Origin of the sequence: Bradyrhizobium sp. SZCCHNR3119, from assembly GCF_032487775.1 — a bacterium.
GTDB lineage: Bacteria > Pseudomonadota > Alphaproteobacteria > Rhizobiales > Xanthobacteraceae > Bradyrhizobium.
The window spans coordinates 4,565,752-4,585,121 of record NZ_JAUEUV010000001.1 but is presented as its reverse complement, the minus strand read 5'-3'; the positions used below and the strand labels follow the sequence as shown (position 1 = coordinate 4,585,121).

Annotated in this window: 18 protein-coding genes; 5 read left to right on the top strand and 13 right to left on the bottom strand. The window is 64.1% G+C overall.

Annotated elements, in window-relative coordinates:
• Positions 1-200: 200 nt before the first annotated feature.
• The 5 genes from QX034_RS21120 to QX034_RS21100 form a co-directional block, all read right to left on the bottom strand.
• Positions 201-824: a flavin reductase family protein gene (locus tag QX034_RS21120; RefSeq protein ID WP_315706819.1), complete on the bottom strand. Its 624-nt coding sequence runs from the start codon at positions 822-824 to the stop codon at positions 201-203.
• 100 nt (positions 825-924) lie between these two features.
• Positions 925-1,533 carry a TetR/AcrR family transcriptional regulator gene (locus QX034_RS21115; protein ID WP_315706820.1) on the bottom strand — a complete coding sequence of 203 codons (609 nt, stop codon included), beginning with the start codon at positions 1,531-1,533 and terminating at the stop codon, positions 925-927.
• Positions 1,534-1,591: 58 nt separating this feature from the next.
• Positions 1,592-4,732 carry an efflux RND transporter permease subunit gene (locus QX034_RS21110; protein WP_315706821.1) on the bottom strand — a complete coding sequence of 1,047 codons (3,141 nt, stop codon included), beginning with the start codon at positions 4,730-4,732 and terminating at the stop codon, positions 1,592-1,594.
• Positions 4,733-4,972: 240 nt separating this feature from the next.
• The gene (locus tag QX034_RS21105) at positions 4,973-6,079 is read right to left on the bottom strand and encodes an efflux RND transporter periplasmic adaptor subunit (protein WP_315706822.1); all 1,107 of its coding nucleotides are present in this window, start codon (positions 6,077-6,079) and stop codon (positions 4,973-4,975) included.
• Positions 6,080-6,330: 251 nt separating this feature from the next.
• Positions 6,331-7,665 carry an MFS transporter gene (locus tag QX034_RS21100; RefSeq protein ID WP_315706823.1) on the bottom strand — a complete coding sequence of 445 codons (1,335 nt, stop codon included), beginning with the start codon at positions 7,663-7,665 and terminating at the stop codon, positions 6,331-6,333.
• Between the two features lie 126 nt (positions 7,666-7,791).
• Here QX034_RS21100 and QX034_RS21095 point away from each other — a divergent pair, with 126 nt between their 5' ends.
• Positions 7,792-8,229 (top strand): DUF2809 domain-containing protein, encoded by a 438-nt coding sequence (locus QX034_RS21095; protein WP_315706824.1) that lies wholly within the window; start codon positions 7,792-7,794, stop codon positions 8,227-8,229.
• A gap of 17 nt (positions 8,230-8,246) precedes the next feature.
• Here QX034_RS21095 and QX034_RS21090 read toward each other — a convergent pair whose 3' ends face one another.
• Entirely contained in the window at positions 8,247-9,416 is a 1,170-nt protein-coding gene (locus QX034_RS21090) for a winged helix-turn-helix domain-containing protein (RefSeq protein WP_315706825.1), read from the bottom strand.
• A gap of 160 nt (positions 9,417-9,576) precedes the next feature.
• Positions 9,577-9,792, bottom strand: coding sequence for a CsbD family protein (locus QX034_RS21085; protein ID WP_315706826.1), 216 nt, complete (start codon positions 9,790-9,792; stop codon positions 9,577-9,579).
• Positions 9,793-9,926: 134 nt separating this feature from the next.
• Between QX034_RS21085 and QX034_RS21080 the strand changes: the two genes are divergently transcribed.
• Positions 9,927-10,448 carry a cupin domain-containing protein gene (locus QX034_RS21080; protein WP_315706827.1) on the top strand — a complete coding sequence of 174 codons (522 nt, stop codon included), beginning with the start codon at positions 9,927-9,929 and terminating at the stop codon, positions 10,446-10,448.
• Between the two features lie 149 nt (positions 10,449-10,597).
• On the opposite strand, the gene zigA is transcribed toward QX034_RS21080, so the two are convergent.
• Positions 10,598-11,803, bottom strand: a complete 1,206-nt coding sequence (gene zigA, locus QX034_RS21075; RefSeq protein WP_315728409.1) for a zinc metallochaperone GTPase ZigA — start codon at positions 11,801-11,803, stop codon at positions 10,598-10,600.
• Positions 11,804-12,044: 241 nt separating this feature from the next.
• Here zigA and QX034_RS21070 point away from each other — a divergent pair, with 241 nt between their 5' ends.
• Complete coding sequence (locus QX034_RS21070; protein WP_315706829.1) at positions 12,045-12,533, top strand: VOC family protein; 489 nt, start codon at positions 12,045-12,047, stop codon at positions 12,531-12,533.
• On the opposite strand, the gene QX034_RS21065 is transcribed toward QX034_RS21070, so the two are convergent.
• The 3 genes from QX034_RS21065 to QX034_RS21055 all read right to left on the bottom strand — a co-directional run bounded on the left by QX034_RS21065 (position 12,520) and on the right by QX034_RS21055 (position 15,885).
• Positions 12,520-13,962, bottom strand: coding sequence for an MATE family efflux transporter (locus QX034_RS21065; protein ID WP_315728410.1), 1,443 nt, complete (start codon positions 13,960-13,962; stop codon positions 12,520-12,522). The two genes, QX034_RS21070 and QX034_RS21065, sit on opposite strands and share 14 nt — an antisense overlap.
• A gap of 109 nt (positions 13,963-14,071) precedes the next feature.
• The gene (locus tag QX034_RS21060) at positions 14,072-15,205 is read right to left on the bottom strand and encodes a hypothetical protein (protein WP_316190041.1); all 1,134 of its coding nucleotides are present in this window, start codon (positions 15,203-15,205) and stop codon (positions 14,072-14,074) included.
• A 2-nt stretch (positions 15,206-15,207) separates the two neighbouring features.
• A complete protein-coding gene (locus QX034_RS21055; protein ID WP_315728530.1) occupies positions 15,208-15,885 on the bottom strand; it encodes a FecR domain-containing protein in 678 nt (225 codons plus the stop codon).
• Between the two features lie 153 nt (positions 15,886-16,038).
• On the opposite strand from QX034_RS21055, the gene QX034_RS21050 reads away from it, so the two are divergent.
• Positions 16,039-17,382 (top strand): phospholipid carrier-dependent glycosyltransferase, encoded by a 1,344-nt coding sequence (locus tag QX034_RS21050; protein ID WP_315730106.1) that lies wholly within the window; start codon positions 16,039-16,041, stop codon positions 17,380-17,382.
• A 45-nt stretch (positions 17,383-17,427) separates the two neighbouring features.
• Here the strand turns inward: QX034_RS21050 and QX034_RS21045 are convergent, their stop codons facing one another.
• Entirely contained in the window at positions 17,428-18,084 is a 657-nt protein-coding gene (locus tag QX034_RS21045; protein WP_316195757.1) for an OmpA family protein, read from the bottom strand.
• Positions 18,085-18,468: 384 nt separating this feature from the next.
• Between QX034_RS21045 and QX034_RS21040 the strand changes: the two genes are divergently transcribed.
• On the top strand, positions 18,469-18,699 hold the full coding sequence (locus QX034_RS21040; RefSeq protein ID WP_315706833.1) for a hypothetical protein: 231 nt from the start codon (positions 18,469-18,471) through the stop codon (positions 18,697-18,699).
• 96 nt (positions 18,700-18,795) lie between these two features.
• Here the strand turns inward: QX034_RS21040 and QX034_RS21035 are convergent, their stop codons facing one another.
• Positions 18,796-19,269 (bottom strand): FKBP-type peptidyl-prolyl cis-trans isomerase, encoded by a 474-nt coding sequence (locus QX034_RS21035; protein WP_315706834.1) that lies wholly within the window; start codon positions 19,267-19,269, stop codon positions 18,796-18,798.
• Between the last annotated feature and the right edge of the window lie 101 nt (positions 19,270-19,370).

Below are 19,370 nucleotides of genomic sequence, written 5' to 3'. Positions count from 1 at the left end.
TCCTCGAACGCTCTTTCGACGAAGGTAGCGCCGGCGCCGGAGCGACGCCATCTTAGCCCAACACCCGGCGATTCAGGTGACAGTTCTCAGCTGACACTTTCGCATGAGAATCGAGTGAGTTACGCGCGCCCCCGATCAACGGCGAGCGAACAATGCGGTTCCGGTCGCCGCAGAGCAGGTCCAGGCGCTAGAATAGCGCCTCAATCCGGCCGCGCCATCTCGAACATCGCCTCCGGCGTGATCTCGAAATAGTCGCCGCGGCGGCCGGCGCGCACGATCGGATGCGCGAGCGCGGTCTGGTAGACGCCGTCCTTGATCAGCGACCTGTCGATCGTGACGCCGACCACTTCGCCGAGCGTGAGCCAGGCATTGGCCTTGGTGCCGTCGGCGCCCTGCAGCTGGATGATCTGGGAGACCTTGCACTCGAACGCCACCGGGCTCTCGCCGACCCGCGGCACATTCACGAACTTGCAGGGTACGGGGGTGAGGCCGGCCAGCTTGAATTCATCGACGTCGCGAGCGACATGCGCGGCGGTCGCGTTCATGCGTTCGGCCAGGTCGCGGGTGACCAGATTCCAGACGAATTCGCCGGTGTCCTGGATATTGGCGACCGAGTCCTTCCAGTTGGTGGAGGAGAAGCCGACGATCGGCGGGGTGTAATTGAAGGCGTTGAAAAAGCTGTAAGGCGCGAGATTGACGTTGCCGCTCTTGTCGCGCGAGGAGATCCAACCGATCGGACGCGGCGCGATGATGGCGTTGAAGGGATCGTGCTTGAGGCCGTGGCCGTTCTTCGGTTCGTAGAAATGCAAGTCCTGCTCGGTCACGCCTTCACCCTTCCGTCATTGCGAGGAGCGCAAGCGACGAAGCAATCCAGCGCTTCCTTGCGGCCCTGGATTGCTTCGCTTCGCTCGCAATGACGGGAAACTAGCTCGCAACCTTCCTTGAACCAAGCCCGACCAGCACGAAATCGATCATTTGATCGATGGTCGGTCCAGGCTTCCGCTCGCATTGAGCGATCATCTGCGGGTGGAAGAATCGCAGCATCGCGGTGGTGACGCACTGGGCCGAGAGCGGCAGATCGACCGCCTCGAACTCGCCCGATGCCGCGCCCTGCCCGATCACCCGGCCGATAATCTCCGTGATCAGAAGCATATGCGCCTCGCAGACCTCCCAGCTCTCCTCCATGGCGACCGCAACCATCTCGTGCAACTTGGCGTCGCCGACATAGCGCTCGGTATTCATGATATGGATGGTGGCGAGCAGTTCACGAAGGCGCGGCACCGCCGGTCCGGGACGCGCCGCAATCTCCTCCGCCGCCACCTCGACCTGGCCCATCAGCGTTCGCGCGACACCGTGATGGATCGCCTTCTTGGAATCGAAGAAGCGATAGACATTCGCCGGGCTCATGTGGAGCTCCTTGGCGATGTCGGCCACGGTGGTCTTCTGGTAGCCGATCTGCCGGAACAGCCGCTCCGCCACCACGAGAATCCGCTCGCGCGTATCGGGCTCGATATGGTCGGAAACCAGCGCCATGCTCGCCATCATTCTCCTCTGTCCAACGCGATTTTCAGCGCGATCCATTCAGCGGGATTTATTCAGCAGCCTCGGCGAGCGGAATGGTCTCATCCGCATGCCGCTCATGCTGCGCCGCAGGATCAGTTTCAGCGTCCGTCCCACGCTGATCGAGGCTCTTGCGGAACCAGAGAGCATACAACCCTGGCAAGTACAAGAGCGTGAGGAAGGTTGCGACGAACAACCCGCCCATGATGGTGATCGCCATCGGTCCCCAGAAGGCCGAGCGCGACAGCGGGATCATGGCGAGGATCGCAGCCAGCGCGGTCAGCACCACCGGCCGGGCCCGGCGCACCGTGGCCTCGATGATCGCCTCCTTGCGGGTCAAGCCATGGGCGACGTCGGTCTCGATCTGATCGACCAGGATGACCGTGTTGCGCATGATCATGCCGGCGAGCGCGATCAGGCCGAGCAGCGCGACGAAGCCGAACGGCGCGTTGGCGACGTTGAGGCCGAGCGAAGCGCCGACGATGCCGAGCGGCGCGGTCAGGAACACCAGGATCAGGCGCGAGAAGCTCTGCAGCTGGATCATCAGAAGCGTCAGCATCACGGCGACCATCAGCGGGAATAGCGCGAAGATCGAGGCATTGCCCTTCTGCGATTCCTCGACCGCGCCGCCGATCTCGATCCGGTAGGCCGGCTCGAGATGCGCGCGGATATCGGCAAGCTTCGGCCAGATCTGGTTGGTGACATCAGGCGCCTGCACGCCGTCGGCGACGTCGGAGCGCACGGTGATCGCCATGTCGCGGTTGCGTCGCCACAGGATCGGCTCCTCATGTGAATACTCGATCTTGGCGATCTGCTGCAGCGGCACGGCCAGGCCGTTGCGCGAGGTGATGGTGAGGTCGCCGACATGGGCAAGGTCGAGCCGCTCCGACGGGACCGCGCGGGCAATGACGCCGACCTTCTCGATGCCGTCGCGGATGGTCGTGACCTGCAAGCCCGAGATCAGCATCGCCAGCGACTGCGAGACGTCCTGCGGCGTCAGCCCGAGCGCCCGGGCGCGATCCTGGTCGACGACCAGCTTGAGGTACGGCGACTGCTCGTTCCAGTCGAGCTGCGGATCCCTCACATTCGGATTCTGCCGCATCACGTCGCGCACCTGATAGGCGATGTCGCGCACCTTGGCGGTGTCGGGGCCGATCACGCGGAACTGCACGGGGAAGCCCACCGGCGGACCGAAATTGAAGCGGTCGACGCGGACGCGCGCTTCGTTGATCGCGCCATCGGCGGCGGCGTTCTCGATCTTCGCCTTGATGCGCTCGCGTGCGGCGACATCCTTGGCGACGATCACGATCTCGGCGAAGGCCTCGTTCGGCAGCTGCGGGTTGAGACCGAGCCAGAAGCGCGGCGAGCCCTGGCCGACATAGGCGGTGTAGGTCGCGATGTCCTTGTCGTCCTTCAGCAGCGCTTCCGCCTTCTTCGCCGCCTTTTCGGTGACGTTGAAGGCCGTGCCCTCCGGCAGCCGCAGTTGCAGGAACAGCTCGGGCCGCTCGGACAGCGGGAAAAACTGCTGCTGCACATGGCCGAACGCGACGATCGCGGCGACGAAGACGCCGACGGTCGCCGCGACCGTGGTGATGCGATGCTCGACGCACCAGCGCACGATACGGCGCAAACCGCGATACATGCGGGTGTCGTAGATGGCGTGCTCGTCGTGACCGTGATGCGCCTTCATGTCGGGCAGAAGCTTCACGCCGATGTAGGGGGTGAAGATCACCGCCACGAACCAGGAAGCGATCAGCGCGATGGCGACGATCCAGAAGATGCTGCCGGTATATTCGCCGACCGCCGAATTGGCGAAACCGATCGGCAGGAAGCCTGCGGCCGTCACCAGGGTGCCGGTCAACATCGGGAAAGCGGTTGATTCCCAGGCGAAGGACGCCGCGCGGATCCGGTCCCAGCCCTGCTCCATCTTCACCACCATCATCTCGACCGCGATGATGGCGTCATCGACCAGAAGTCCGAGTGCGATAATGAGGGCACCAAGAGAAATGCGGTGCAGGTCGAGCCCGATCGCGTTCATGACGATGAAGACGATTCCGAGCACCAGCGGTACCGACAGTGCCACGACGATCCCGGTGCGCCAGCCGAGCGCCAGGAACGAGACGAACAGCACGATGACCAGCGCCTCGACGAAGGAATGCACGAACTCGCCGACGGCGTGCTCGACCACGTTGGGCTGATCGGCGATCTGCTTGAGTTCGATGCCCTGCGGCACCGCTTTCATGAAATCGTCGGTCGCGGCATGCACATCCTTCCCGAGCTCGAGGATGTTGGCGCCCTTGGCGGTGACGACGCCGATGCCGAGCGCCGGCTTGCCCTCCTGGCTCACCTTGAAGCTCGGCGGATCGACATAGCCGTGGGTCACGGTTGCGATGTCGCCGAGCCGGAACACGCGACCGTTGCTTTCCACCGGCGTCTCGGCCACCGCCTTGGCGCCGTCGAGCGCACCGGTGACGCGCAGCGGCACCCGCTGCGCCGAGGTCTCGACCGTGCCGGCCGGTGTCACATTGTTCTGCTTGGCGAGCGAGTCGAACAAGGCCTGGGGCGTGATGCCGAGCGTGGCGAGCTTGGCGTGGCTGAACTCGACATAGATGCGCTCGTCCTGGGTGCCGTAGAGATTGACTTTGTTGACGCCGTTGACCTTCAGCAGCCGCTGACGCAGGCCTTCGGCGACCTTCTTCAACTGCGCATAATCGGCGCCATCGCCGGTCATCATGAACAGGATGGAATCGACATCGGAGAACTCGTCGTTGACGAACGGCCCGAGAATGCCCGACGGCAACTGGCCGGCGACGTCGTCGAGCTTCTTGCGCAGCAGATAGAACAGATGCGGCACGTCCTTCGGCGGCGTGGAGTCGCGGAAGGTCACCTGCATCGCCGCGAACGACGGCTTCGAATAGGTCTGCACCTTCTCGAAATAGGGCAGCTCCTGCAGCTTCTTCTCGATCGGATCGGCGACCTGGCTCTGCATCTCGGCGGCCGTGGCGCCCGGCCACATCACGGAGACATTGACCACCTTCACCGTAAAGAACGGGTCCTCGGCGCGGCCGAGCTTCTGATAGGAGAAGAAACCCATCACGCCGAGCGCGAGGATCAAGAACAGCACCAGCGGCGGATGGCTGACCGCCCAGGCCGAGAGATTGAACCGCTTCATGGCACGCTCCGAGAGATGATCCGCTTGGTCACTTGCGATTGCCGATTTGGTTCGTCATTGCGAGCGAAGCGAAGCAATCCAGAATCTTTCCTCAGATATAGTCTGGATTGCTTCGTCGCCTTCGGCTCCTCGCAATGACGAAAGTTGTTATCTCCGTCATTCCGGGACGCCTCGCAGAGGCGAACCCGGAATCTAGAGGTCCGGGTTCGATGCTCCGCATCGCCCCGGAACGACCGCGAATTAGAACGACAGCGCCGACACCACCCGCACCTTCTGGGCGGGGTCGATCTTCTGCACGCCGAGCGCGACCACTTTCGCGCCCTCCTCGACGCCGCCGGTGACCAGCACATCCTTGCTGTCGTAGGATTTCACCGTGACCGGCGTCAGGCTGATCTCGCCCTTGTCGTTGACGACGTAGAGCGACGGCTCCCTGCCCTCGCTGAACAGTGCCGACAGCGGCAGCCGCGCCACGCGCGTGGTGGCGGCATCGGCGAGCGTGAGCGTTGCGGTCATGCCGAGCGAGACATTGTCGTCGGCATCGGGCAGCGAGAATTTGGCGAGATAAGTGCGCGTGGCGGCGTCGGCCGCAGGCGCGATCTCGCGCAGGCGCGCCGCGTATTTCTTGTCGGGGCCCGACCACAAGGTCACGCTGGCCGTACCGGTCTTGGCACGCTCCAGCAGCGTCTCGGGGATCGCCACGACCGCTTCCTTCTCGGCAAAGCGCGCGACCCGGACCGCGGCCTGGCCGGCCGCAACGACCACGCCGGGCTCGATCATGGTCGCCGTGACCACGCCGCGGGCGTCCGATTCGAGCGTGGCGTAGGACAGCGAGTTCTTGGTCAGCTCGACCGAGCGCTCGGCGCGGTTGAGCCGGGCGCGCGCTTCGTCGGCTGACGCCCGCGCCTGGTCCATCTGCGCGTCCGTGGTCCAGCCCCTGGCGCGCAGTTCCCTGGCGCGGGTCTCGGCCGCGGCAGCCTGGGCCAGCACGCCGGTGGCGGCGCGGCGTTCGGCTTCCGCCTGCTCGGCCTGTAGCTTCAGGTCGACCTCGTCGAGGACGGCGAGCGGCTGCCCCACGTCGACGGTCTGGCCGACCTCAACCAGGCGCTTCGCCACCTTGCCGGCGACGCGGAAGCCGATATCGGCTTCGATCCGCGGCTTGACGGTACCGACGAAGCTGCGCTCGGGCGTCTCGGCCTCGTAATGCACGGTCGCGACCAGCACCGGCCGGATCGGCTCGGCCTTCTGGGCGACGGTATCGTTGCAGCCGGCCAGGGCAATCGCGCCGACGGCCAGCGCAGCGCCGGTCAAGAGCTTGGAATCGCTGAGCAAAAAGGATCGGAACAGCATCCGACACTCCCATGTTGCAGTTGCACGGAGTGTCGAATGTTGACTGACGAATGTCAATAATCATCAGTGATCATGACTTCGTGAATGTTAAGACATGTTGCCGCAGGGGGCTTTGGGGTGCAGCGCCCTTTCTGGAGCGCGCGTGACACGCTCGCCCCCGGGATTTCCAGCTTGTTTGCCAGATGGTCGCAACGGCGAAATTCCGGGTTCGGTCACTTGGAGGCCGCCTCGGAAAGACGAGCGACTGGCCTTCACTCTGCCGGGCTCTGCCCCGCAAACTCGACCTTGCTCTCATGCCCGCCAAGGAAGGTGAGCACGCCCGCGACCAAGGGCAGCACGGCAAGCGCCAGCAGGCCGTTGGCGGTCGAGCCGGTGGAATCCTTGATCCAGCCGATCAGATACGGGCCGCCGAACCCCGCGAGATTGCCGATTGAATTGATCAGCGCGATCGCGCCGGCGGCAGCCGTGCCCGACAGCCACGCGGTCGGTAACGTCCAGAACACGCCGAACACGCAGAACACGCCGATCGCGGCCACCGTCAGCACGATCATGGTGACGGTGGGATCGGTGATATAGCTGGAAAGCGCGAGCGCGACCGCGATCAGCATCAGCGGCGCGCCGACATGGAAAACGCGCTCGCGGCTCGCATCCGAATGCCGCGCCCACAGGATCATCGCCACGGTGCCGAACAGATAGGGGATCGCGGTGACGAAGCCGGTCTGCGCGTTGGTGAGGCCGAACGCCTTCACGATCTGCGGCAGCCAGAACTGCATGCCATAGAGCGCGCCAACGAAGCCGAAATAGATCAGGCTCAGCATGATCACCTTGGGCGAGGACAGCGCCTCACCGAGCGTCATCTGATGGGTCGCCTGCTTGGCGGCGATCTCGGCGTCCAGGCGTGCCGCGAGCCACGCCTTCTGCTCGGACGAGAGCCAGTCCGCATGCTCAGGTCTATCGGTGAGATAGAACCAGGTGACCACGCCCAGCAGCACGGACGGGACGCCTTCCAGGATGAACAGCCACTGCCAGCCCTGCAGGCCCATGACACCGTCCAGCCCGAGCAGCAGGCCCGAGATCGGCGCGCCGATCACGGTCGACACCGGCACGGCCACGGCGAAGGCCGCGAGGAAACGGGCGCGATACTGCGCCGGATACCAATAGGTCAGATAGAGGATGATGCCCGGAAAGAAGCCGGCTTCGGCCACACCGAGCAGGAAGCGCAGGATATAGAAGCTGGTGGCGCCGGAGACCATGGCCATCAGCGCCGAGATGATGCCCCAGGTCACCATGATGCGGGCGATCCAGCGGCTGGCGCCGAACTTCTCCAGCGCCAGGTTGCTCGGCACCTCGAAGATGAAATAGCCGATGAAGAAGATGCCGGCGCCCCAGGCGAAGATCAGCGGCGTGAACTTCAGCTCCGCGTTCATCGTGAGCGCCGCGAAGCCGAGATTGACGCGGTCGAGATAGGAGAAGAAATAGGCGAGCACCAGGAACGGGATCAGCCGCCAGGAGATGGCGCGGATGGTCGAGGTCTCGATGTCGCCGGCGCGATCGCGCGCGGCAGATGAAGTGGCGGACAGGCTCATGGCGCTTCTCCCGGACTACTCTTGTCGTTCTGTTGGGATCGGGTTTTCAGCATCGGCGGAGGCAAGTCAATTGGAATTGTGCATATATCAGCCATCATCGACGGAGCGCTGCGAGTTGCCCCGCACATGAGCGTGCTGCCCGTGCCCCGCGCCGCAGCCGCGCGCCGCGCCATCGTGGCCCTTGCGCTGGCGCTGACGGTGATCGCGCTCGGCCTCGGCTTGCGCTTCTACGGCCGCGGGTTCGGCCTGCCCGTCTTCATCGTCAAGTATGGCGGCTCGGCCCTGTGGGCCACGATGGTGTACTTCCTGCTCGCCGCAACGGCGCCTCGCCTGTCGCGGTCGCGACTGGTGGGCATCGCGCTGACGGTCGCGATCCTGGTCGAGCTGATCCGCCTCGTGCATACGCCCTGGCTCGACAGCTTCCGCCTGACGCTCGCCGGCGCCCTGCTGCTCGGAAGGATCTTCTCGGTATGGAATATCGTGGCCTATGCGGTGGGGATCGCGCTGGGCGCGGCGGTAGATCTGAAGGTTTGCGCTGATGCCTCTCGCAATGACGGCAATTGAGCCGTAGCGCCGCCGGATCAATCCCTCAGTTGAAACCGCTCGAACCGGTGCAATTCCTCCTCGATGCGCCGCTTCAGCGCTTTCCGCGCTTCACCCCGTGCCGCTTTGCCGGACCCGACCCAGCTCCATTTCTGCATCAACAGCTTCCGCTTCTGCCGGTCGGTCTTCAGATCGAGCGCCGCAACGATGTCCTCGCCGACCAGGACGGGCAGCGCGAAATAGCCGAACTGCCGCTTCTCCTTCGGTACATAAGCCTCGAAGCGGTGCGCATAGTCGAAGAACAGCTCGGTGCGCTTGCGCTGGATGATCAGAGGATCGAACGGCGACAGGATATGCACACGGTCCGAGCCAAGTTCGCCGATGCGATCGAGCATCTCCGGCCGGGCCCAATGCTGCAGCTTTCCAGCCCCTTCGATATCGACCGGCACAAGTTCCCCGCGCCGCTGCCGCGCCTCGATCAAGCGCCGGACTCCTGGCTTGGCCGGCGCATCGAGATGACAGGCCGAGTCGAGACTGACGACGCCTTGCGCACGCAGCGCACGGTCGAGCAGATAGGCTGTGATCTCAGCCTGGGTTGCGGGCTTGGGCGGCTTGTCCCAACCGAAATGCCGGCTGGTCAGATCATAGGTCTTGAGCATGCCCTCACGGCCGGAGATCGTGAGCGTGCCCTGGTAGAAGCCGAGCTGCAACGCGCGCTTCGACGGCTTGCGGCTCGCCCACAGATGTTCCTTTTCGGTCAGGACATCGTCTTCGATGTCGCGGATCGTCAACGCGCCCTGGCGGATCAACCGCATCACCTTGCGCATGTCCTCCGGCTTGACGGAATTGAGCCAGCGATGGCCATCGCGGCGATGCAGCCGCATCGCCGGCAGGAAGAAGCGGAAATCATGCATCGGCACATAGGCCAGCGCATGCGTCCAGTATTCGAAAACGCTCTTGTCGACGCTCTGGGCCTGGCGGAGATCGGCGCGGCGATAGGCAGGAATGCGCGTGAACAGGATGTGATGATGGCAGCGCTCGATGACGTTGATGGTGTCGATCTGGACATAACCGAGATGGGCCACCGCCGCCGCGACGGCTTCCGGGCCAGCACCGAAGGGCGTCTCCTCATCCAGCCGTTGTGCCCGCAGCCAAATGCGTCTTGCCTGAACCTGTGTCAGATGAACTGAGGGAATCGCGCGCGCCATCGCACCGATTGTAGCGGGATTCGTACCGGCATGGGCAGCCGGCGATCACTGGGGCGTGACCTCGCCGCGTCCCGACGGACGAAAAAAGACCGGCTCCCCCGGGATGAGGGAGCCGGTCTCTCGACGCGCGCACATTACAAAGCCGTCGAGTGAACCTCGCTTAGAGATTCTTGTTGACCGTTGAAGCCGCGCTGTTCGCAGCGTCCTTGGTGGCCTGCTTGGCGTCGCCTACCGCCTTCTGGCCCTTGCCCTTCACTTCCTGCATGGCACCTTCGCCCTGCATGCGATCCGAGCCGACCGCCTCGCCGATGCCCTGCTTGGCCTTGCCGACAGCCTCGTTGGTTGCGCCTTTGATCTTGTCAGTGGTGGCACCCATGGTCATTTCTCCTCCGTTGTGTTGCTCTCCCACAGACAACGCCGGCCATGCCAAAAGGTTCGCGGAACCTTTGTGGCGTTGCCGCGGCCTTTTCGTTAAGCTGCGCGTAGTTCCATCCAAGAAGAAAAGCATCCATGTCCGGTTCTCACCATCACGACGCACACGGCCATTCTCACGATCACGCTGACGAGCGCTGGAAGCACGATGGCATCCGCGTCATTCCCGGCGATCAGCTCGATCCCAACGTGCCGTCGACCGCCGGCATGGACCGCAAGGCCGCGATCAATTTCGCCCGCGTCGGCGCGCAGAAATTGTGGGCCGGCACGGTGACGATCAAACCCGACGCCAAGACCGGCGCGCATCATCACGGCCATCTGGAAAGCATCATCTATGTCGTGAAGGGCAAGGCGCGGATGCGCTGGGGCGAGAAGCTGCAGTTCACCGCCGAAGCCGGCCCCGGCGATTTCATCTTCGTGCCGCCTTACGTGCCGCACCAGGAGATCAACGCCAGCCCGGACGAGGTGCTGGAATGCGTGCTGGTGCGCTCGGACGGCGAGGCGATCGCCGTCAACATCGACATCGAACCGGTCGAAAAACCGGAGACCGTGCTGTGGGTCGATCCCGTGCACCGGGATCCCTCTGAAGGGAAGCCGTAGCGCCCGGTCGAGTGGCTGTTGATCCTGGGCTGGTGCTCTGCCCGGGTGAGATCGCCCTGAGGCACGTCTGGCGCGCCCCAGGGCGCCCTCGCAAAGCCGTAGGCGACGGCGTTTATGCAAGTGGCATGTGAACAGGCCGTTCGGCGGTGCTAGGCCGGCTGGCCGGCGCGGCGCCAATCCGGAAACGGGTCCGACAGCTTGGCCCATGTCGCAACATCCATCGACGGCTGACCCGGCAGCAGGCAATCATCGAGGCGCGCGCGCAGGGCCGCCTCGTCCATGTTGGTGCCGATGAAGACGATCTCCTGCCTGCGGTCGCCATAGATGTCGTCCCAACGTTCGAGCAACCGTGAACGCCAAGCCGGATCCTGCGGCCAAAGCTTGGACGGCACAGCGGCCCACCAGAAGCCGAGCGCATGGGTGCGTACCAGGGCGCCTGCCTGGCTGACTTCGCCGAGCCATTGCGGCCGCGTCGCCAGCCAGAAATGGCCTTTGGCGCGAATGACACCCGGCCAAGATTGCTTGATGAAGCGATCGAACTTCTCGGGAACGAAAGGGCGACGGGCGCGGTAGACGAAGCTGGCCACGCCATAGGCATCGGTCTCCGGCACGTGATCGGCAAAGCCGTACAGTTCGTCGTACCAGAGCGGATGCTGCTGGGCCTTCTCGAAATCGAAGCGACCGGTCGCCAGTACGCGATCGAAGGGCACCACGCCATGATTGGTCTCGATGAGGTCGGCACGCGGATTGAGCGCGCGGATGATCTTGCGCGCAGCATCGCGCTGGTCGGGCGTCGCGTCGTCGGTCTTGTTGAGCACGATGACGTCGGCGAACTCGATCTGCTCGACGAGAAGATCGACCAGCGCCCGGTCGTCGCCTTCGAGCGCCTCGCCGCGATGGGCGAGAAAATCCGAGGAGGAATAATCCTTCAGCAGGTTCACGGCATCGACCACGGTGACCATCGTGTCGAGTTGCGCGATGTCGGAAAGGCTCCCGCCGTGCTCGTCGCGGAAATCGAAGGTCGCTGCCACCGGGAGCGGTTCGGCGATGCCGGTGGATTCGATCAGGAGGTAGTCGAACCGGCCGCTCTCGGCCAACGAGCGCACCTCCTTGAGAAGATCGTCGCGTAGCGTGCAGCAGATGCAGCCATTGCTCATCTCGACCAGTTTCTCATCCGTCCGCGACAGGTTGGCACCGCCATCGCGAACGAGGTCCGCATCGATGTTCACCTCGCTCATGTCGTTGACGATCACCGCGACTTTTAGGCCGCGACGATTGTTCAGGATGTGGTTCAGCAAAGTGGTCTTCCCAGCCCCTAGGAAGCCGGACAAGACGGTGACGGGGAGTCTGCGCATGGAGATCGAAGAGCCTCTTCAACGGGATCGGTCGCGGGTGTCGCATGGCTGCATATGTTACGTTATAACATAACATCTCTTGAGCGGCACTCCCTGTCAAGGCGTTGCTGCAGGAGACGCTTCACCCCGACTTGATGGCTGCGGCGTCCGGACCAAGTTCTGCGCTTTTCATGTCCTGCGCTGTCGGCCCGGTAGCTTCTCGTTCGTCCTCCGGGCATCGCAAAGCCCGAAAGGAAAATGGATGTCCAAGATCGTCCCCTGCCTGTGGTTCAATGGCGACGCTGAGGAGGCCGCCAATTTCTACGTCTCGCTGCTTCCGGAGTCGCGGATCGAGACGGTGATGCGCGGCCCGATGGACAACCCCTCGGGCTCGGCGGGTGCGGTGCTGGTGGTCGAGTTCACGCTGGCCGGCCAGCGCTTCATGGCGCTCAACGGCGGGATGAAGGTCGAGCACACGGACGCGGTGTCGTTCAAGATCGGCTGCGAGGACCAGGCCGAGGTCGACCGTCTTTGGGATGCGCTCTGCGCCGACGGCGGTGCGCCGGTGCAATGCGGCTGGCTCAAGGACCGCTGGGGCATGCGCTGGCAGATCGTGCCCAATGCGATGATGCGCTATCTTGGCGGGCCCGATCGCGCCGCTGCGCAGCGGGCGATGGCGGCGATGATGAAGATGGTCAAGCTCGACCTCGACGTGCTGCGCCGCGCCTATGAAGGCGTCAGCGCGGCGTAAGGCGCCAGATATGGCCTGACATCAACACCGGGCTGCAGATCGCGGCGTAGGCCAGCAGCGAGAGCATCACCATGGCGGCAAGCGCCGCCATGCCGCCGCCGAACTGCGCGACGACAAGCCAGCCGCCTCCGGCCGCGATCAGGATACGCACCACCGAGGCGAGGAACGGCCACAGCACGTGACCGGCGCCCTGTCCGGCAAAGGCCAGCACGAAGCCAAAGCCGAGCGCGGCATAGGCCGGTGCGACGAAGCGGAGATAGATGGCGCCTTCGCGCAACACATCCGGCTCATGGCTGAACAGCGTCAGCCAGAGCGGCGGATACAGCGCAACGCCACAGCCGATCGCACCGACGAAACCGGCGCCGACCAGCGCGCTGAGCCTTGCGATATGCCGGGCGCGCGCACCGTGGCCGGCGCCGATATTGATGCCGACCATGGTCAGCGTCGCGGTGCAGAGCCCGAACAGGATCGGGATCATGATGTAGTCGAGCCGCGATGCGATGCCGTAGGCGGCAAGTTCCGAAGTGCCGAAGCGGCCGGCCGCGGAGGTCACCAGGATCACGGTGAGGTTCACCAGCACGGCGCTGGCCGAGGTCGGAAGTCCAACCTTGAGGATATCGGCGAACAGCCGCCACTGCAGCGGCGCGATGCGGCAATGCAGGCTGGAACGCCCTGAGGCCATATAGCGCACCAGGACCAGCATTGCTCCGGCATAGTATAGTCCGAAGGCAATGCCGGCGCCGCCGATGCCGAGGCCAGGCATCGGGCCAAGACCGAAGATCAGGAGCGGCGACAGCGGGATCATTACGCCAGCGCCGATCAGGGTCACCAGCGCCGGCACCCGGACATTGCCCGAACCGCGCAGCGCCGCCGCCTGCAGGTTGACGATCCAGACCGGTATCGCGCCCGCGAACAGGTAATTGGAATATTTCAGCGCCGCGTCCAGCGCGCCGGCGCGTCCGCCGAGCGCGTGGTACAGCGCCGGGCCTCCGAGCGCGGTGCCGATCGAAAAGAGCGCACCCGCCACGACCGAGAGCACGATGGCGTGAAACACGATGGCATCAGCATCCGCCTTCCGACCAGCCCCGATCGCACGCGCGACCGCCGAGGAGACGCCGCTGCCGATGCCGCCGTTCGACATCATCGTCATCAGCATGAAGAGCGGAAACACCATCGCAACGCCCGCCAGCGCGTCGGTGCCGAGGAAGCCGACATAATAGGCCTCGGCGACGTTCACCGCGGTCTGCGCCAGCAGCACCGTCATGGTCGGCAACGCCAGCTTGAACAGCGTCGGCAGCACCGGGCCGGTCAGGAGCGCCGCCCGGGTCCTCTCGGCGTTGGAGGCGGGCTGGCGCGCGGCGCCGCTTACGGGACGCGCCGCTTCGGCGACACCGGGCCGAGACGCAGTGGTGGGGGCGTCAATATCCATCGCTTCACGTCCCTCGCCCCGGCCAGGGTTATTAGATGATACTCATCATTCAATATAGCCGAGCGATTGCCGGCACAAGCGCATACGGGTCATGAAATCTTGAGCGGGCTCAGTAATTGACCCGCAGGCCGACACCGCCATGGATGGTGTTGCCGACCGGCTGCGGTCCCAGCGTTCCGTTGACGAAGAGATCGGCAACCCAGCCCTGGGCGAGGCGAAAACCGAGACGGCCGCCATATTCGAACCAGCCCTGGTTGCCCATGGTCGGTGTCACCGTGCCGTTGCCGGTCACGGTCGCGACGATGCCGGAGCGGGTGGCGAAGGACTGCACATAGCCGCCGTTGAGATTGGCCTCGAGGCTGGCGCCGAACAGATGCGTCCACTGCCCGCCGAGCTTGACCAGGCTGGTGCGGTCGGTGCCACCGGCGACCTGTGCGTCGAACGGGTTGAAGATCACCGCGGGATCGCGATAGCCGGAGATATGCTGCCAGAGCTGCCAGAGTTCGACCGAGGCGGCGAGTTCGTCTCGCGGCGAGATCCGGTTGATCCAGCCGGCACGGCCGTAGATGGCGTAGTTCGAGGCTGTGGTGCTGCTGTCCAGCGTCACCGTGCCGAGGCTCGTCGTATAGCTGCGGCCGTAGCGTAGCTTCTCGTAGGGCGTCAGGACGGTGCCGACGTCGAAGAACGGCCGCGACGAGCCCCAATCGGTGAAATCATAGCGCAAGGCGAACGCGCCGATCGGCGCACTGGCGACGTGATAGCCGCCTTCATTGTATTGCGTGTAGGCGAGGCCGGCGAGCAGCGACAAATTGTTGGTCAGCGTCTTGCGGCCGTGAATGCCGGCTGAGAACGAGCCGGCCGAACCGAACGCGCTGACACAGTCGCTGCAATTGACCTGCTCGTTGACACCGAGCAACACGGTGCCGAGCACGCGGTTGGTGATCATCTGGTTGAAGCGTTGATCGGCAAGGCTATTGATCGAACGTCCACTGGAATCCGAGCCGGTCGGCGTCGGGCTCGGCGAAGGATTCGGTGTCGGGGTCGACGTTGGAGTCGGCGAAGGTGATGAGCTCGGGCTCGGGCTGGGGCTGGACGTCGGGCATGCCGCGGCGACGAGACTGGAGGTCGCCGTGCCGGAGCAGCCCTGGGCGGCCGCGGGCGCTCCCTGCAGCAGGGTCACGGCAACGGCCAATGCCGTGGCGAATATGAGGAATGCTGCGGATCTGTACGCAAATCTCGCCATGATCAGCGCCCGCACAAGATGCCGGTGAAATCCTGGCCCGGCGTGTTGCTGGCAAGATCCGTCACGGTGCACAGTCCCGCCGTGGACGCGCAACTCGCAGCGAAGCTCCAGGGCGGATTATTGGTCTTCTTGATCGTGCTCTTGCCTCCGCCCGTTGCAATGACGATCGCGGTATCGCCGGGCTGGGTCAGCTGGATGCACTGGAAGGTAAGCGTACAGACGGTGGAGGCGCCCTCTTGCAGCACCACCATGGTCTGGCCGCGCTGCGACTTGATGTCGAGAATGGTGCCGCGCACGCCGATCGTCGCAAGTTGCGTATTGATCTTGTAGGCCGCCTTCTCGGAATGACCGGTCACGAAACGGAAGACGCCGGTGCCGAGCCGGATGGCAATGTCGCGATAGCTCGTCTCGCCGTTGAAGACGGTCCGATCGAGCGTCAGCGTCGCATTGGGACCGAGCGACAGATTGGTACTGTCGATCATCACAAGACGTGCGGCGCTCTCGTTGCCGGTCCGCACCGTCTCGTCGCGGACCACCTGGTCGCCGACATTGATCGGGCTCATTGCAGCACCTGCAATGCGCAACACCTGATTCTGGATGACGGCGGCCTCCCCGATTCGGGTCTCGGCGCATGCAGGGCTCGCTGCAAGCGGTGCAGCGATACAGGAAAAACCGATCATCAGAATGAGGTGACGCGAACGCATTTCAATACCAATGGATTGCCTCTATGATCGTAACCGAAAACCGCGAGCTGCGATGTTGTCGAAGCGCAACAGCGGCGATTCATCCGCGTAGCTTGTTAGTGGCGCCAGGCTCGAACTCAGTTCAAGGCGATGGACACAAAAGTTGCCCCTGACTCGGTCGCGACCGGACGTGCTCGCACGCCTCAGCGCCCTTCAACTCAGCCGAGCCTCTCGGCTCCTCGGTGCGCGGCGATTGCGTTCGCTATTTTCGTAAGCACTCATGTCGCGCTCCTGATCGGCCTGTCCGCACCGGAGAAATTCGTCTTCGACGAGTTGCACTACGTGCCAGCGGCGCGGCAGATGCTCGGCCTCATGCCGGCTACGCCGCAGCTCAACCCGATGCATCCGCCGCTCGCCAAGGAATTGATCGCGCTCTCGATCCGCAGCTTCGGTGACAATGCGTTCGCCTGGCGCTACCCGGGGACGCTGTTCGGCGCGCTTGCGGTGGTGGCTATCTACCTCTGCGGACTTACCCTCTTTGCCGCGCAAGCCCCCGCGCTCGCTGCAGCCCTGATCGCCGTCTTCAATCAGATGCTGTATGTGCAGGCGCGTACCGCGATGCTCGACATCTACGCGCTGGCCTTGAGCCTGCTCGCGATCGCGGCGTTCCTGCATGGCTACAGGCGGCGCAGCCCGCAAGCCGCCTTCGCGCTTGCGGGCGCAGGCTTCGGATTGGCCGCCGCCTGCAAGTGGAGCGGCGCGTTTCCGCTCGTCGCCGTGCTCGGCATCGTTGCGCTGGTCCGACTGCTGCAGCATTGGCGAACATCGTTTGCCGAGCCGCGCGAGGACGACTGGTACCGGCCCGAGCTTTGGGCAAACCTGAAATCCTATCAGATTGCGCTTTGCTTCCTGGTCATTCCCGCCGCTTGCTACTTCGCGACCTTCATCCCGCTCTATGGCCTTTCGGTCGCCGACATCCTCGAGGCGCAGCGTCGCATCTTCGCCGACAACATCACGACCGCGATCGCGGGCCACACCTATATGAGCGCCTGGCCGAGCTGGCCACTGCTGCTGCGGCCGGTGTGGTTCCTGTTCGACAAGACCGATGATCAGCACATCGCCGCGGTGGTGTTTCTCGGCAATCCCGTGGTGCTGTGGCCGGCGCTGCTGGCGCTGCTCGTGTGCATGCGTGACGTCGTGATGGCGCGCCGAGCCGGGCCGTTCCTGATCGTCGCGTTTTATCTGGGCTGCTACCTGCCCTGGGCCCTGCTGCCGCGCGCACTGAGCTTTCTCTACTACTACCTGCCATCAGCGACGCTCGCGAGCCTGGCGCTGCCTTATGCTCTGGCGAAGTCGCGCAGGCCCTGGGTCTTGTGGCTCTATGTGGCTCTCGTCGCCGCCGGCTTCGTGGCGATGCTGCCGATCAGCGCCGCCTTCATCGGCACCTCGATGCAGACCTTCAACCGCCTGATGCTGTTTCAGAGCTGGATCTGAAACTTTGCTAGCGCGCCGCTAATTGCAGACGGCGCGCGCAAGCCGTCATTTCGTGGCGGTCTTGGTCTCCATGTTGATCACCTGGACACGACGGTTGACGGCGGCAGCCGGATTGGCGGGATCCTTCAACTTGGTCCTGCCATAGCCGACCGTGACGAGATCTTTGCCCACGATGCCGAATCTATCGACCAGATAACGCCTGATGGTGTCTGCACGACGCTCGGACAGGTCCTGATTGAAACTGTCGCCGCCGATGCCGTCGGTGTGACCGGCGACGACGAAGGTCGCGCCCTTCAGGCTCGGATCGGACAGCGCCTTTCCAAGCTCCTGCACCGCCGGCATCGCTGCTTTGCTGATCTGCGCCGAGTTGTAGTCGAACTGAATCTCCAGATCGATCTTCGGCCTGCTCGCCGCAAGCTCGGCGAGTTGCGCGCGTTCGCCAAGCGACAGCGAGCGGGTGTTGCGGTTGCGCACGCTGTCGATAAAGCTCGCCTCCTTGGCTTGCTGTGCCGGGTCGGGCTGCGGCGTCGTCGCTTGCGCGCCGGCTGAAAGGCCGCGCGTGACCGGCTTCGGCTTCAGTGCGTTCAGGATCTGCTCCGCCGAAACGGTCCCCTCGCCCGCCAGCGCGAGACCGCCCCCGACCGAGAACGCGGCACCGAGCGCAATCGCATGCAGTCCAAAGCGTGCAATGAAACGTGTCATCTTCGTCATCCTCGAAATCGCGCCTGACAGCAATTGGATGGCGGAACGATAGGACCGGTTCAAACGCACCGATGTGACGGAGATCACATCGCAGAGGACGAGGAACATGCCGCCCGCGCAGAACGTTCTCAGGTTGAAACGCCAGTGAGTTGCGTTGCTGCGCGCCGGCCGCAAAGCAGTCGTGAGGCTGCCGGCCTGCGGACAAGAAAACGGCCAGAGACCGCTCTACGCGGTTGTTCGATCACAGGATAGGCTTCAGCGCGCGACGACGATCAACCACAGCAAGAAACGACCAGAAAAGCAGACGACGTGTTCAATTCTCCGCGCCGGCGTGACTATCAAAACTACCGCACGGGCAATTCGGATCAGGCTGGCTCCAGTTCCATGTCGATCCTGATCGGCGCCGGCTTGATCGCCGCGGCGATCCTGCTGTCGACATTGATCTCGGCCCTGGGCAGTCGCTATGTCGGCCTTGAGAGTCCGGCAGACGACACGGCCTGGCTGGTCGACCGCCTCACCGGGCGGGTCTACAAATGTCAAGCTGCGGAACCCGGCCGGGCGGCCTGCAAGGCAGACGCCGCAACCGGCAGCATTTCCGACAAGCCCAAACCTTGATGAGGGACATCATCTCGGCATCGTGGGCATGCCGAACGACCCGCCGGCCGTGGTCTTGCTGCCGCGCCGCCCGACCCGAGGCGGCGCGGCTTTGGACTACTTCACGCCCAGCAATTCGACGTCGAACATCAGTGTCGCGTTCGGCGGGATCACGCCGCCGGCGCCGCGTGCGCCATAGCCGAGTTGCGGCGGAATGATCAGCGTGCGCTTGCCGCCCACCTTCATCGTGGCGACGCCTTCGTCCCAACCGGCAATCACGCGCTTCATGCCGATCGGGAATTCGAACGGCTCGTTGCGGTCGACGGAGGAGTCGAACTTCTTGCCCTTCTGGCCGTTCTCATAAAGCCAGCCCGTGTAATGCATCACGCAGATCTGCCCCGGTTTCGGCGAGGGTCCTGTGCCCTCCTTGATGTCGATGATCTCGAGTCCGGAGGGCGTGGTCATGATCTTTCCTTTGGTCTGAGGAGCAGCACTCTGCGCCGACGCAGAGGTCGGGACAGACGCGGACAAGGCGGCCAGCGCAATTGCCGCCGCCGTGATCGCAAGCTTCGTAAACTTCGGACGCCGCATCGGTCACCGTCTTGGCTTGTTCGAGGGACCGCTGTTTAACGCAAAGCGGCGCCTGTTTCCAGCCGCTCACATCCCGCTCCGCCTGCGCCGCGAAGCAGATC